The sequence below is a fragment of the Halomonas heilongjiangensis genome, assembly GCF_002879645.1.
GTDB lineage: Bacteria > Pseudomonadota > Gammaproteobacteria > Pseudomonadales > Halomonadaceae > Halomonas > Halomonas heilongjiangensis.
In genome coordinates, this window is record NZ_PNRE01000065.1 from 1 (window position 1) to 13963 (window position 13963).

Consider the following 13963-nt stretch of genomic DNA (forward strand, 5'->3'; position numbering starts at 1 on the left):
TCACGATGCCCCAGCGCCTCGGCGGCCGTATGGCGACCATTGGCGGTGCGCAGCATCATCTCGAGCAGCTGATCGCCGGCTTCGTCCATGTTGACCTCGCGTGCCAGCAGCCCGGCCACATCGACGTCGATATGCTCCCCCATGGTTCGCACCGTCCGAGGGTTGGCACAGATCTTGATCACCGGAAGAATGGGATTGCCGACGACATTGCCCTGGCCGGTGGGAAAGAAATGCACCACGTATCCCGAGGCGGCACAGAGAGTGACCATCTCCGCCGCTGCCGAGGAGGAATCCATGAACCACAGCCCCGGCTTGTCCGGCGCCTCGGCCTTGTCGAGCACGCCATCGACACGGCACCGGTGGCCGATCTTCTGGATATTGCCCAGTGCCTTTTCCTCGATGGTCGTCAGACCGCCTTCGATATTCCCCTTGGTAGGCTGCGAATCGGAGAGATCGCTGGTCTTGTGACGATCGATCATGTCACTGTAGCGATCGAACATGGCCTGGAACTTCTCGCGAACTTCTGGCGTGGCACAGCGCTCCGCCACCAGGTGTTCACCCCCGGTCAATTCCGAGGTCTCGCCGAACACCAGGGTGCATCCCGCCTCGTACAGCTTGTCGAAGGCATTGCCCACGGTGGGGTTGGCCCCACAGCCCGAAGTGGTGTCGGATTCACCGCACTTCGTCGAGACCCAGAGCTCACTGATGTCGCACTCTTCACGTTGCAGCTCGGAGGCATACTGCACGTATTCGCGTACCATCTTGGATGCTGCGCAGATGGTGTTGTGATCACCGTTCTGCTCGATCCAGAAGCCCGTGACCGGCTTGCCGGTGGCCTTGATCCCGTCGACGACCTTGCTGGTCCAGCCCGGCTCGATGCCGATGACCACCACGGCCGCCACATTGGGATTGCTGCCGGTACCGATCAGTGTCCGGAAGTGCAGATCCAGGTCGGCACCGAACTGCAACCGGCCATAGGGGTGAGGCAAAGCGAGACTGCCCTTGATGTTGTTGGCGACAGCCTCGGCGGCGGCATTGGAAATGTCGTCTACCGGCAAGACGATCACGTGGTTACGCACCCCCACGCGGCCGTTCTCGCGACGATAGCCCATGAACTTGCGACCCTTGAGTTCCATGCTTACCACCTCTTGGTTTTGACGTTGTGGACGTGAAGGTGCTCGCCCTTCTTGATCGGCTGAACAACACGACCGATGTCGACGCCGTACTTGATCACGGTATCGCCCTCAGACAGATCCTGAATTGCCAGCTTGTGACCGATCGGTATCGGGTCCAGCACCTCAAAGGTGATCGTTTGGTCCTGGTGCATCACCCAACCGGTCAAGTTCTGCCCGGCCTCGACCCCCTCGACTACCACCACGCCGACGCTGTCGCCGGCATCGTGTACCACGAAATCGATACTCATCGATGTCTCCCCTCGTTACGTGAAGCCTGTTGGCGCTACCCGGTGGCCAGGGCACCTGGCCAAGTCTGGCCTCTAACCACTCACAACCTATATATATGACATAGGATACAGGACGGTCAAATGTCATCTACAGGATATGTGGCAGCCTGCCGTGCATCGCAAGCTGGACGACACACCACGACGAAGTCGTTCAGCAGCACCAAAGAGCGTGATAACGTGATAGAACTCAGTGCCTTACACCGAGCACGGTAGCCTTCGGGCGGCAGCCTCAGGCTAAAGCCGTGTACCGTCCACTGAATCGGGGTAACTCCACGCTCGGCCTCCCAGCGGATGGCGGACTCATAGCGAATATCCAGCGACAGCTTCTCGAGGCGGCTTTTGGTGGCCAGGCCAACGATGTACTCGACGCCATGGCGCTCACACCAAGCGAGGATCAGCGGTCGACAGAAGCCACTGTCGCCGCGGAAGACGAGCTTCACCTCGGGCCAGGCCTGGCGCAGCCGCCGCACCAGCAGGGCCAGGATGGCCCCGGCATGGTGGGCCGCATCGCGATAGGCCGGGCGCAGGTAGCTGACCAGCAACTGCTGGCCACAGAAGATGTAGAGCGGCAGGAAGCAATACCCATCGTAGAAGCCGGAAAAATGCCGACCGAGCTGCTCGCCATGCACCGGGTCGTCGGTGGCGTCGAAGTCGAGGATCAAGCACTTCTTCGGCGGCCGCCGAAAGGTGCGGATGAACTGCTCGACGATCTCTCCCTGGATAGCCACCGCCCACTGGCGACTGGCCTGCGGTTCGAAGCTTACGTCTCGATCTTATGTTATCGAATATCCGCATCGTCCTCGTCCAGACCTTCCACCCCGGCAATATCGGCGCCTCGGCGCGGGCCATGAAGACCATGGGCCTGACCGACCTGGTGCTGGTCGCCCCGCGTCGGTTCCCCGACCCCGAGGCCGCCCGCCTGGCCGCCGGCGCCGAGGACCTGATCGACCAGGCGAGTGGTGGGCACGCTGGAGGGGGCAGTGAGCGACTGCGTACAGGTGTGAGGAGCCTGCCGCTGCCCACCGCGCCCGGCATCCCGCCGGGCGTGCCATCCGAAGAAGCAAGGAGAAATGAGATGTCCTATGCCTACAACCGCCTCAACAAGGACGACGTCGCCCTGCTGCTGGTCGACCATCAGGCCGGCCTGCCCTAGCTGGTGCGCGAGTTCAGCCCCGACGAATTCAAGAACAACGTCCTGGCCCTGGCCGACATCGCCAGGTTCTTCGAGATCCCCACCATCCTCACCATCAGCTTCGAGGACGGCCCCAACGGGCCCATGGTGCCGGAGCTCAAGGAGACCCTCCCCGACGTCCCCTACTTCGCCCGCCCCGGGCAGATCAACGCCTGGGACAACGAGGAGTTCGTGGCGGCCGTCAAGGCCACCGGCAAGCAGCAACTGCTGATCGCTGGCGTGGTCACCGAAGTGTGCGTGGCCTTCCCGATGCTCTCCGCCCTGGAGGAGGGCTACGAAGTGTTCGTCGTCACCGACGCCTCCGACACCTTCAACCAGACCACCCGCGAGGCCGCCTGGGATCGCATGTCCCAGGCCGGCGCCCAGCTGATGACCTGGTTCGGGGTCGGCTGTGAGCTGCACCGCGACTGGCGCAACGACATCGAGGGCTTCGGCGGCCTGCTGGCCGGCCACCTCCCCGCCTACGCCAACCTGATCCAGAGCTACACCGCCCAGAAGGGCTTAACCGCGCGTGGCCCGGCGATTGCCGGGCCCTCGACACCTGGGGCATCCGCCATGGCCTGGTCGCCGCCACCATCGTGGCCCTGGTGGTCTATGCCATCATGCCCCGAGTGGTGCGCCTGGTGGCCTCATGGCTGTTCCGCTAGTTGTGATCTCTCGGCCTCAGCCCGGCGCTGCCGCGATGGCCCGCCCCACGGTAAGCGCCTCGCGCAACGCGGGCGCCATCTCCCGATAGGCGGCATCCGCCTCGGTGCCGAGACCATCCAGCACCTTGGTGAAGAAGGCCCGTGCCGCGGCCACGGTGACGATGTCGAAGACCTCCTCGTCGGCGAAGCCGAGTGCCAGCAACCGGTCGACGTCGCCCTGGCTCACGCTGCTCGCGTCCCGCGCCACCTTACGGGCGAAGGCCATCATCGCCCGCTCCGCCTCGGTCAGCGCGTCCCGCCCGTCGGCCGCGGCAATCGCCCGTGCCTCGTCCTCCCCGAGCAGTTCCGACAGCATCTTGCCATGGGCCAGCGAGCAGTAGCTATTCCCCAGCGCCTGGGCGGCGGCCAGGGTCACCAGTTCGAACCGCCGGGGCTCGACATGGCGGCGAATGGTCGCCAGCAGCGCCGCCCAACTCGCCATCACCTCGGGGCGGTGACTGAACGCCCTGGCATAGTTGGGCAGGTAGCCGAAGTGGGCCTGCTGGCGCTGGTACATCGCCAGCACCTCGCCCGAGGCCTGCTCGGGTGCCACGGTCTGGATAAAGGACATGACAGGGTCTCCTCGATGGATGGGTGGGTCACGGGGTCCGTCACGCCGTCGCTGTGCGGGGGTGCAGCCAGCCGGGCAGCAGGTCGTAGGGATCGAGCTCGATATCGCGGTCGTAGGCGACCCCCCGGGCCTCCAGCCGCCCACGCAGCGAACCGTCGCGCCAGGCGTCGAACAGCTCGCTACAGCCGCCGACATGCTCGCCGCCGATGAAGACCTGGGGAATGGTCCTGGCCCCGGTGCGTTCGGCCAGTACGGCGCGGATCCTGCCCCCCAGGTCGTCCGCCTGGTAGGCCACCGAGTCGAGGTCGACGCTGCGATACTCGATGCCCAGCCGGGCGAAGAGCTTGCGTACCGACCAGCAGAACTCGCACCACTCCAGGGCGAACATCACCACCGGTTCCGCCGCCACGGTCTCGTCGACGAAGCGTTCGGCCTCCGCATCCAGCGCCGCCCGCTCGCCCCCCGCCGCTGGTGGCTGCCGGGCCGCGGTGGGCGCGGTGTCGAAGCGATAGCCCAGCGTGGAACGCGACAGGGCCAGCTCCTCGTCGTTCATCTGCTCGCCGATACCCTCGAACAGCGGGGTGGAGAGGTAGCGCTCGCCGGTGTCCGGCAGCATGCAGACGATGTTGCTGCCCGGGGGCGAGCGCCGGGCCACGTCCAGGGCGGCGGCCAGGGTGGCGCCGCTGGAGGTGCCGACGAAGATGCCCTCCCGGCGGGCGAGCTCGCGGGCGAGCCGCAGGGCCTCGCTACCCGCGACCGGTACCAGTTCGTCGACGAGCCCGGCCGCCAGCGCCGCCTCGGTGAGCGGCGAGATGAAGTCCGGGCTCCACCCCTGCATCAGGTGGGGGCGAAAGCTCGGGTGGCTGGTGGGGACGCCACCGGCCTGGCGCGGCTGAGCCAGGCCGCTGCCCAGCAGCCGGGCATTGTCGGGTTCGGCGACGACGACACGGGTCGCCGGGTCCGCCTGCTTCAGGGCGTGGGCCACCCCCTTGAGGGTGCCACCGGTGCCGAAGCCGGAGACCCAGCAGTCCAGCACCTCGCCGCGGAAGTCGTCGAGGAGCTCCCGGGCCGTGGTTCGGGAGTGCACCTCGGCGTTGGCCTCGTTCTCGAACTGGCGACACAGGAAGTAGCCATGCGTCTCGGCCAGTTCGATGGCCTTGGCGAGCATGCCGGTGCCCTTCTCCGAGGCCGGGGTCAGCACCACCCGGGCGCCCAGGTAGCGCAGCAGCTTGCGCCGCTCCACGCTGAAGCTCTCGGCCATGGTCACCACCAGCGGATAACCCTTGCGGGCACACACCATGGCGAGCCCGATCCCGGTATTGCCGCTGGTGGCCTCGATCACCGTCTGGCCGGGGCGCAACTCGCCGCTGCGCTCGGCCTGCTCGATGATCGCGAGCGCCATGCGGTCCTTCACGGAGCCCATGGGGTTGAACGCCTCGACCTTGGCGTAGAGGTTCACCCTAGGGGGTGCGAACGTGTCGAGCCGGACCAGCGGCGTGCGGCCGATGGTGTCCAGGATGCTGTCGTAACGGGCCATGCCAAGCCTCCTCGGGAACCGGTGGTGTCTGCCACTGCCAGGAGTATCGGGCGGGCCCGAGGAAGTGGCCGTGGTAGCCAGCGTGGTTTTTCCAGCGGCCGGCGTGGAAGACGCCGCTCCGGGCGTGACGGTGCACCAGAACGGCAGCGGGCTCAACCGGGCGATATCGGGCCGAGGGCGGCATGGGCGGCCGCGCTATACTGGAAGGGTTATCCCACCCGGGGCGGGCGATATGAACGCGCTGACCCTCAACCTGCTCGGTGATCTCGAGGTGCTTCGAGACGGCCAGCCGTTGCCACTCCCCCCATCGAAGAAGACCCGGGCGCTACTCGCCTATCTGGCATTGCATCCCCGCACCTTCAGTCGCGAGCACCTCTGCGACCTGCTCTGGGAACTGCCCGACGATCCCCGCGGGTCGCTGCGCTGGAGCCTGTCGAAGCTACGCCGGCTGGCGGACGATCCCGAGCGCCCCCGCATCATCGCCGACCGGCTCTGCGTGGGGCTCGATACCTCCGATATCGACCTCGACGTCAGCGCCCTGCACGAGGCCTTCGAGCAGGGCCCGCACCAAGCCCCCATCGATACGCTCGAGGCCGTGGCCATGCGCTACCGGGGGCCCTTCCTGGAGGGCCTGGACCTGTCGCGCTTCCACGATTTCCACAGCTGGTGCCTGGCCGAACGCGAACGCGCCATGCGCGCCCAGACGGCGATCCTGTCGGCGCTGGTCGAGCGTCTGGCGGAGACGCCCGAGCGCGCGCTCGCCCACGCCCATGCGCTCGTCCGGCTGGCCCCCTTCGACGAAGACGCCCGCGCCGGGCTGATCCGCCTGCTGCTGATCCTCAACCGTCCCCGGGAGGCCGAGCAGCACTTCCAGTTGGGCATGCGCCTGCTCAAGGAGGCGGGCATCCCCACCGGCGGTGCCCTGCTGCGGGCCCGACGGGGCACGGCAGGACGGGTGGCAGCCCCATCGCCAGGCCCTCACGCCAGCGACCAGACCGCCGCCCCCATCGGCGAACCGGCCCCCCCCGCATCGTCGCCTGCCGGCACTGGCGGAGTCGGGGAAGTGGACGCCGCGCTGGCCAGCCTCGAGCCGGAAGCCCGGGAGGTGCTGCGCTGGGCCGCGGTGCTGGCGCCCTGCCTCGACCCGGCGATGCTTGGCCGGGTCACCGGGCTGAATGCCAACCGTATCGGCGAGGCCCTCGGCGCGGCCGAGCGGCTACGGCTCCTCGAGGCCACCGAGCGTGGGCTGTGTTTTTCCCACGAGCGGGTGGCGCGCGATGTCTACACGGGGATTACCCCATCACGGCGCCAGGTCATGCACCGGCAGGTCGCCGACCTCCTGGGGCAGAACGCCGCCCTCGACCTCGAGCACGCCGCCGACCTGGTGCGTCACGCCCAGTCGAGCGGTGACCCGGGGCTGGCGGCCGAGGCCATGGTCACCGCCGGGCGGTTGTGCCTGCGCTTCTTCGCCAACGACGAGGCGGTGAGGCTCGCCCGCCAGGGCCTCGCCCTGACCGAGCGGCTGTCCGGCTCCCGGCGCGTCTGCCTCATGCTGGAACTGCGTGACGTGATGCTCAGTGCCGCCCCGCTGGAAGACTGGGAGACCACCGCCCATGAACTGGTGGCCCTCGCCGAACGGGCGCTGGAGCATGGCGCCCTCGCCCACGCCCGCCTCGGCTACCAGCTGGCGAGCCAGGTCCGCTGGGCTCATGGGCAGTGGACGGGGGCACACGAGGAGGCGCTGCAGGCCGAGCGGGTGACCCGTAGCGCCGACGACCATGACCAGGTCGTCGCCATGGCGGAGACGGCCAAGTGCCTGGCCATGCTGGAGCGCGATCTGGACCAGGCGGCCGCCATGCTGGCCCAGGCCCGGGCGCTGGCCGCACAGCGACGGATCAGCCACCCCGCCATCCCCATGGCCCTCGGCCTGCTGGCATGGCACGACAACCGGCTCGCCGAGGCCGATGAGCACCTCAAGGACGCACGCACCCTGTGCAAGGCCACCGGGGACCGCCTGGGCGAGTTCCAGGCCAACGAATACCTGATGATGATCGATGTCGAGGGCTCCCGCTTCGCCGCGGCACGGTCACGCTGCGCCACCCTCATGGAGATCGGCGAGCGGCTTCGCGACGGCAGCGAGGCCCCGTTCGCCCGAGCCGCGGAGGCGTTCTGCCGCTATGCCCTCGACGACGATGCCTCGCCGCTCGAGGATGCGCTTCCGGCGTTGCGCCATGCCGACGCCAAGCACCGGCTCTCGTACCTGCTGACCCAGGCGGCCCTGCTGGACCTGGCGCGCGGGCGTCCGGCCGCTGCCAGGTCCCGCGCCGAGGAAGCGCTTGCCCATGCACAGACCCTGGAGCGGGCCACCGAGCAGCTGCTGGCCCACTACGTGCTCGCCGAGGCCCATCGCGCCGCCGGCGACACCGTCGCCCGGCGGCGTCATGCGGCCGCGGTGGCGAGGCTCGAGCCGGGCCCGGTCGCCCGCTGGGCCCGCCACCGGGTCGCCGAGCTGCTGGCCGACCGGGAAGCGGAGGGGGAAACATGATCGATGTCCTGGTCGAGCGGTACTTCGAGGAACCGCTCGGGGCAGAGCTCGTGATGACACTGACGCTGGGGGCGCGGGAGTGCTTCGACCTGCACCGGATCGCCTGGCAGGGCAGCCTGCTGGCGAAGGACGGCCACCGGCTGTTCTGCCACTTCCACGCCCCGGATGCGGAAGCGGCGCGGATCGGGCTGCGCCAGGCGGGGGCGGACGTCACCGGGCTGTGGGCCGGCACGGTACACGATGCCCCGGGGCCCGCCCTCGCGGACCTGGCCGGCGCCAACGTGCTGGTGGAGCGCTCCTTCGACGAGCCGGTCACCGTCGAGGCGATCCAGGCGCTCGAGGATGCCGGCTCGGCCTGCCTGCAGAACCACCGGGTGCACTTCGTGCGCACCTTCTTATCAGTCAGCGGCAAGCGGATGATCTGCCTCTACCGTGCCCCCGACGCCGAGTCGGTGCGCCTGGCCCAGCATCAGGCCGGCCTGCCGATGGATCGCGTCTGGTCCTTCCAGCTCGTTTCTCCCGCGGACGGCAGCGCTTCCACGCCCGCCCCCTGAAAAACCACGCCCTCTCCCACGCTGGGTCCCACGGCCCCGGCGCACTCTCGTGTCTGACCGATCACTCACCGGTCAGACAACGACAACATCCTGAGGAGAGACCACCATGCAGACCGCCATCCGTCCCGTCGACAACGGCGTCAACGTCACCGCCCTGCTCGGCGCCCGCGAAGCCCTGGCACAGGCCCCCGCGGCCGCCCGCTTCACCTGGCGCGCCAGTTGCGACTGGGTCAACGGCACCCACAGCCGGGCCACCATCGAGGGCTACCATGGCCTCGGCGAGGAGCAGCGGCACAAGACCCGCTTCACCTTCGATGCCGACCACCCCGAGGTGTTCGCCTCGGAGGACCATGGCCCGACCCCGGTGGAGTTCGTGCTGGTCGGCCTCGCCGGCTGCCTGACCGCCGGCATCGCCGCCGTCGCCCAGAATCGCCAGATCCAGCTGCGCTCGGTGACGGCCACCCTGGAGGGCGACATGGACATCCAGGGCATCCTGGGCATGGACGGCGACGTGCGCAACGGCTTCGATGCCATCAGGGTCACCTTCGAGATCGACGCCGACGCCACCCGGGAGGAGATCGAAGCGCTGGTCGCCCAGTCCCAGAAGCGTTCGGCGGTCTACGACGCCCTCACCAACCCCACCAACGTCTCGGTACGCGTGAAATGATCGACGGCCTTCGCCATCGACGACGCGGTCCCGCCCGCGCCGTGACCGTCGTGGTCATCGGCGCGGGTCAGGCCGGGCTCGCCATGAGCCACTACCTCGGCCGACGCGGCATCGACCACGTGCTCCTGGAGCGCGGCGAGGTGGCCCATTCATGGCGGCACGAGCGATGGGATTCGCTGCGCCTGCTGACCCCCAACTGGCAATGTCGGCTACCCGGGCTCCGCTATGCGGGGCCCGACGCCGATGGCTTCATGACGATGCCGGAGGTCGTTGCCTTCCTGCGTGCGTACGCGAGGCGGCTGTCGGCCCCGGTACAGACCGGCACCACGGTGCTGTCGGTGCGGCCGGCGGACGACGGCTACCGGGTGATCACCGACCGAGGCGACTGGCGCTGCCGGGCGGTGGTGATCGCCAGCGGTGCCTTCAACCTGCCGCAGGTCCCCGCCCTGGCCGCCGAGTTGCCACCGACCATTGCCAGCGTGACCGCCCGGGAGTACCGCAACCCGGGCCAGTTGGAGGACGGCGGGGTACTGGTGGTCGGCGCCTCCGCGACCGGCCTGCAGCTCGCCGACGAGATCCACCGCTCCGGACGACCGGTGACGCTGGCCGTGGGCGAACACGTGCGCCTGCCCCGGCACTACCGGGGCCGGGACATCCAGTGGTGGATGGAGGCGGCCGGCATCCTCGACCAGCGCTTCGATGAGGTGGACGACATCGACCGTGCCCGGCGCGTGCCCTCGCCGCAGTTGGCCGGCAGCGCGGCCCCATCGACCCTGGACCTGAATGCGCTGACCGACCGCGGCGTCGAGCTGGTCGGGCGCCTGGCCGGCCTGCGCGATGGCAGGCTGCAGTTCTCCGGTTCGCTACCGGCCCGTTGCGCCGCGGCGGACCTCAAGCTGGGGCGGCTGCTCGATGCCATCGACGGCTGGGCAAGGGACAGCGGCCTGGATCGCACGGCGGGGCCGCCGGAACGCCTGCCGCCGACCCGGGTGCCGGACTCGCCACGCCTCGGCCTCGACCTCGCCAGCGGCGTGATCCGCACCGTCGTCTGGGCCACCGGCTTCCGGCCGGACTATTCGTGGCTGCAGGTGCCGGTGCTCGACCGCAAGGGGCAGCTCAGGCATCACGGCGGCGTGGTCGACGCCCCGGGGCTCTACGTGCTGGGCCTGCCGTTCATGCGCCGGCGCAAGTCGAGCTTCATCCACGGGGTCGACGACGACGCTCGGGAACTCGGCGCCCACCTGGCCGTCTATCTCGACAAGCGGAATCGAGCGTCCACATCGCTGAGCGGCTCGTGCGGGCGTGGGTCAGGCAAGCTTCAGCCGAGAGAGGCAGCCGATGCGCCGGATATGGATAGCGACCTGGGTGGCCATCCTCCTGTTCACGGGCCAGGTCGTCGCGGCCGATCGATCGGAGCAGGCGGAAGCCGCCAGGAGCAAGGCCGAAGCACTCGAACAGATTGCCGCGCCCGAGAGCAGTAGTCAGACGCCCGCCGAGACCATCACCAGGCCCGAAGCCCAGGCGGTCGACCCCGCGGGAGAAGCCCCGCTGGACGATGCGCTCACCTGCCTCGCCCGCAGCATCTATTGGGAGGCCAAGGGCGAAGCCGCCACCGACATGGAGGCGGTCGCCAATGTCATCATGAACCGGCTGGGCCACGAGGGCTTCCCCAATACGATCTGTGACGTCGTCACCCAAGGCTCCGAGCAGGGCGCCTGTCAATTCTCGTGGTGGTGTGATGGCCGCCCGGATGAGGTCATGGAAGAGGACCGCTACGAGATCGCCAAGGAGATCGCTCGGCAAGCCCTCAACCAGCAGCTACCGGACCGCACCGATGGGGCACTCTACTTCCACCAGCGAACAGTGGCGCCCCCCTGGGCCGCGGACTACATCAAGACGATCGAGGTCGGCGAGTTCTTCTTCTACCGGCCCCTCGGCGATGCGTCACACTAGCGACAGGATGCAGACAGGCGCCGGCAGGAGGCCTACACTGCGTTGCAGCATTCATGTGTGAGCGGGGGATGGCATGGCGAAGGGCGAAAGGAAGCGCATCGACCTGGCGTTGCAGGGCGGTGGCTCGCACGGGGCCTTGACCTGGGGCGTTCTGGATCGCCTGCTGGAAGAGGATCGGCTGGAAATCGACGGGATCAGCGGCACCAGCGCGGGCGCCATGAATGCCGTGGTGCTGGCCGATGGGCTGCACGTGGGTGGCCGCGATGGCGCCCGTGCGGCACTGCATGCCTTCTGGAAGGCGGTCAGCGATGCGGCACGCTTTTCGCCCATTCAGCGCAGCCCCTGGGACCGGCTGATGGGTAACGACAGCCTCGACCATTCGCCGAGCTATCTGCTCTTCGAGAGCCTCACGCAGCTGATCGCCCCGGCCAAGCTCAACCCCCTCGCCATCAACCCGCTGCGCGACCTGGTGATCAGGTTGGTCGATTTCGAGCGGGTCAACGCCTGCCGCAAGGTCAAGCTGTTCGTCACCGCCACCAATGTGCGCACCGGGCGAGCGAAGATATTTCGCCAACCCGAGCTGACGGTCGATACCGTGATGGCATCGGCCTGCCTGCCCTTCATGTTCCCGGCGGTAGAGATCGATGGCGAGGCCTACTGGGACGGCGGCTACAGCGGCAACCCGGCGCTCTATCCGTTGGTCGACGATCAGGGTTGCCGTGACCTGGTGGTGGTCCAGGTCAATCCCCTCGTGCGTCGCAAGCTGCCCGACAGTTCCCGGGAGATCATCAACCGGATCAATGAAATCACCTTCAACTCGAGCCTGATCAAGGAGCTGCGCAGCATTCAGTTGTTGCAACAGTTGATCGAGGCGGAGGGGCTGGAGCTCGAGAGTTACCGCTCGATGCGCCTGCACCTGATCCATGCCGAACACGAGGCCGAAGCCCTGAGCGCCTCCAGCAAGATGAATGCCGAATGGGACTTCCTCTCCCGCCTGCATGCCCAGGGCCGTGCCTGGGCCGGCCGGTGGCTGGATGAGCACTTCGACGCCCTTGGCGAGTGCTCGACCTTCGATCTGAGCACGGTCTTCGCCGACACCTTCCGCCCGCTCTCGACGGCAGACGATGCCTCCCCCGCCAGTCAAGGCGAAGAGGATCCGGGATGATCGGTATCCTGGCGATTGCCGTTGCGTTGCTGCTGTTGATGTATCTCGCCTATCGTGGCCTCAGCCTGTTGATCCTGGCTCCGGCACTGGCCGCGCTGGTGGCCCTGGTCTCGGTCGACACCCCGCTGCTGGCCAGCTACACCCAGGTCTTCATGGGCGCCGCGGGTGATTTCATCGTCCGTTACTTCCCGCTGTTCCTGCTGGGGGCGGTGTTCGGCAAGCTGATGGAAGATTCGGGCAGCGCCGAGGTACTGGCGAGCGCGATCGTCGAGCGCCTGGGCGACACGCGTGCCCTCCTGGCGGTGGTGCTCTCCTGCGCGGTGATGACCTATGGCGGCGTCTCGCTGTTCGTCGTGGCCTTTGCGGTCTACCCGATTGCGGCGGCCCTGTTTCGCCAGGCCCGGCTGCCCAAGCGGCTGATCCCCGGCACCATCGCCCTGGGCGCCTTCACCTTCACCATGACGGCGCTACCGGGCACGCCGGCCATCCAGAACGCCATCCCCATGCCCTATTTCGGCACCTCCCCCTTCGCCGCGCCGGGGCTCGGCATCCTCACCGGGCTCGTCATGCTGGTGTCGGGACAGGCCTGGCTGAACTACCGGGCCCGTCAGGCCCGGCGGGCCGGAGAAGGCTACGGCGAATACCGGGACGATCCGCAGGTGGTCGGCAACCTGCGCGAACACGCGGCGGGCGAAGGCTTCGACCTGGCCGAAGTCGCCTCTCGGCAGCCCCTCGGCTCGCTGCCCTCCCTGCCACTGGCGCTGCTGCCGATCGTGCTGGTGATCGCGCTGAACCTGCTGTTCACCACGGTCGTGATCCCGGCCATGGAGACGGGGTACCTGGCCGAGCCGCTGTATGGCGCGACCGGCATCGAGGCGGTGCGCGGGCTCTGGTCGGTGATCGCCGCCCTGGTGATCGCCATCGGGGTCATCATCCTCACCAACCGGCAACGCCTGAAGACCCTCACCACCACCCTCGACAGCGGCGCCAATGCCTCGCTGCTGCCGATCTTCAACACCGCCAGCCTGGTCGGCTTCGGTTCGGTGATCGCCTCGCTCGCGGCCTTCGACACGATCAGCGCCTGGATAACCTCGGTGGGGGGCGACAACCCGCTGATCTCGCTCGCCATCGCGGTCAACCTGCTGGCGGGCATGACCGGGTCGGCCTCGGGCGGCATGAGCATCGCCCTGGCCACACTGGGTGACGCCTACCTGGCCATGGGCCAGGCCGCCGGCATCGCGCCCGAGTTGATGCACCGGGTCACGGCGGTGGCCACCGGCGGACTGGATGCGCTACCGCATAACGGTGCGGTGATCACGTTACTCTCCATCTGCGGGTTGACGCACCGCCAGGCCTACCTCGATATCGCCATGGTCGCCGTCGTGGCGCCCCTTGTCTCGCTGGTGCTGCTGATCGCCGTGGGCACCCTGGTGGGTTCGTTCTGAGCGGCGCCGCATCCCGCCCCTGTAACGTGACAACCGTTACATCGCTGTATCGCCCTTGACACCTGTCACCCTTCCCCCTGGCCCAATCAGCCCATTAAAAACATGGGCTTAGCGAGGCTTTCCATATGCCCCGCGGCTGGCATGGGCATTGCTCCTTCGTTCCGGTGGCCACCGTCACCGACAACC

12 protein-coding genes and 2 pseudogenes are annotated in these 13963 nt (G+C 68.1%); 9 read left to right on the forward strand and 5 right to left on the reverse strand.

The window, feature by feature from the left end; genetic code table 11:
• The 3 genes from C1H66_RS14440 to C1H66_RS23260 form a co-directional block, all read right to left on the reverse strand.
• Window positions 1-1136, reverse strand: a 1136-nt coding sequence (locus C1H66_RS14440; protein WP_102628588.1) for a UxaA family hydrolase, incomplete at its 3' end; no start/stop codon positions are given.
• Window positions 1137-1138: 2 nt separating this feature from the next.
• On the reverse strand, window positions 1139-1423 hold the full coding sequence (locus tag C1H66_RS14445; protein ID WP_102628589.1) for a UxaA family hydrolase: 285 nt from the start codon (window positions 1421-1423) through the stop codon (window positions 1139-1141).
• A 116-nt stretch (window positions 1424-1539) separates the two neighbouring features.
• Window positions 1540-2190, reverse strand: coding sequence for a transposase (locus C1H66_RS23260; protein WP_102628590.1), 651 nt, complete (start codon window positions 2188-2190; stop codon window positions 1540-1542).
• Between the two features lie 47 nt (window positions 2191-2237).
• On the opposite strand from C1H66_RS23260, the pseudogene C1H66_RS14455 reads away from it, so the two are divergent.
• Window positions 2238-2463 (forward strand): annotated as a pseudogene (locus C1H66_RS14455) (TrmH family RNA methyltransferase); the annotation flags it as partial.
• A gap of 74 nt (window positions 2464-2537) precedes the next feature.
• Window positions 2538-3149 (forward strand): annotated as a pseudogene (gene ycaC, locus C1H66_RS14460) (isochorismate family cysteine hydrolase YcaC); the annotation flags it as partial.
• Window positions 3150-3317: 168 nt separating this feature from the next.
• Here ycaC and C1H66_RS14470 read toward each other — a convergent pair.
• Both C1H66_RS14470 and C1H66_RS14475 read right to left on the reverse strand, forming a co-directional pair.
• Window positions 3318-3911, reverse strand: coding sequence for a carboxymuconolactone decarboxylase family protein (locus tag C1H66_RS14470; protein ID WP_102628591.1), 594 nt, complete (start codon window positions 3909-3911; stop codon window positions 3318-3320).
• Between the two features lie 40 nt (window positions 3912-3951).
• Complete coding sequence (locus C1H66_RS14475) at window positions 3952-5448, reverse strand: pyridoxal-phosphate dependent enzyme (protein ID WP_102628592.1); 1497 nt, start codon at window positions 5446-5448, stop codon at window positions 3952-3954.
• 232 nt (window positions 5449-5680) lie between these two features.
• Here C1H66_RS14475 and C1H66_RS14480 point away from each other — a divergent pair, with 232 nt between their 5' ends.
• The 7 genes from C1H66_RS14480 to C1H66_RS14510 all read left to right on the forward strand — a co-directional run bounded on the left by C1H66_RS14480 (window position 5681) and on the right by C1H66_RS14510 (window position 13777).
• Complete coding sequence (locus C1H66_RS14480) at window positions 5681-7993, forward strand: ATP-binding protein (protein ID WP_170064157.1); 2313 nt, start codon at window positions 5681-5683, stop codon at window positions 7991-7993.
• The gene (locus tag C1H66_RS14485) at window positions 7990-8547 is read left to right on the forward strand and encodes a DUF4242 domain-containing protein (protein WP_102628594.1); all 558 of its coding nucleotides are present in this window, start codon (window positions 7990-7992) and stop codon (window positions 8545-8547) included. The genes C1H66_RS14480 and C1H66_RS14485 overlap by 4 nt, the downstream gene beginning before the upstream one ends.
• Window positions 8548-8653: 106 nt before the next feature.
• Window positions 8654-9214 carry an OsmC family protein gene (locus tag C1H66_RS14490; protein WP_181423486.1) on the forward strand — a complete coding sequence of 187 codons (561 nt, stop codon included), beginning with the start codon at window positions 8654-8656 and terminating at the stop codon, window positions 9212-9214.
• Entirely contained in the window at window positions 9211-10695 is a 1485-nt protein-coding gene (locus C1H66_RS14495; RefSeq protein WP_240618332.1) for an NAD(P)-binding domain-containing protein, read from the forward strand. Before C1H66_RS14490 ends, C1H66_RS14495 begins: the two co-directional genes overlap by 4 nt.
• On the forward strand, window positions 10580-11167 hold the full coding sequence (locus C1H66_RS14500) for a cell wall hydrolase (RefSeq protein ID WP_240618333.1): 588 nt from the start codon (window positions 10580-10582) through the stop codon (window positions 11165-11167). The genes C1H66_RS14495 and C1H66_RS14500 overlap by 116 nt, the downstream gene beginning before the upstream one ends.
• Before the next feature lie 73 nt (window positions 11168-11240).
• Entirely contained in the window at window positions 11241-12332 is a 1092-nt protein-coding gene (locus C1H66_RS14505; RefSeq protein ID WP_102628595.1) for a patatin-like phospholipase family protein, read from the forward strand.
• Window positions 12329-13777, forward strand: coding sequence for a GntP family permease (locus C1H66_RS14510; RefSeq protein ID WP_102628596.1), 1449 nt, complete (start codon window positions 12329-12331; stop codon window positions 13775-13777). Before C1H66_RS14505 ends, C1H66_RS14510 begins: the two co-directional genes overlap by 4 nt.
• Window positions 13778-13963: the final 186 nt, after the last annotated feature.

Coding starts and splice junctions, on each gene's coding strand:
- C1H66_RS14445 (WP_102628589.1), bottom strand. CDS start 1,423: ATGAGTATCGATTTCGTGGTACACGATGCCGGCGACAGCGTCGGCGTG.
- C1H66_RS14470 (WP_102628591.1), bottom strand. CDS start 3,911: ATGTCCTTTATCCAGACCGTGGCACCCGAGCAGGCCTCGGGCGAGGTG.
- C1H66_RS14475 (WP_102628592.1), bottom strand. CDS start 5,448: ATGGCCCGTTACGACAGCATCCTGGACACCATCGGCCGCACGCCGCTG.
- C1H66_RS14480 (WP_170064157.1), top strand. CDS start 5,681: ATGAACGCGCTGACCCTCAACCTGCTCGGTGATCTCGAGGTGCTTCGA.
- C1H66_RS14485 (WP_102628594.1), top strand. CDS start 7,990: ATGATCGATGTCCTGGTCGAGCGGTACTTCGAGGAACCGCTCGGGGCA.
- C1H66_RS14490 (WP_181423486.1), top strand. CDS start 8,654: ATGCAGACCGCCATCCGTCCCGTCGACAACGGCGTCAACGTCACCGCC.
- C1H66_RS14495 (WP_240618332.1), top strand. CDS start 9,211: ATGATCGACGGCCTTCGCCATCGACGACGCGGTCCCGCCCGCGCCGTG.
- C1H66_RS14505 (WP_102628595.1), top strand. CDS start 11,241: ATGGCGAAGGGCGAAAGGAAGCGCATCGACCTGGCGTTGCAGGGCGGT.
- C1H66_RS14510 (WP_102628596.1), top strand. CDS start 12,329: ATGATCGGTATCCTGGCGATTGCCGTTGCGTTGCTGCTGTTGATGTAT.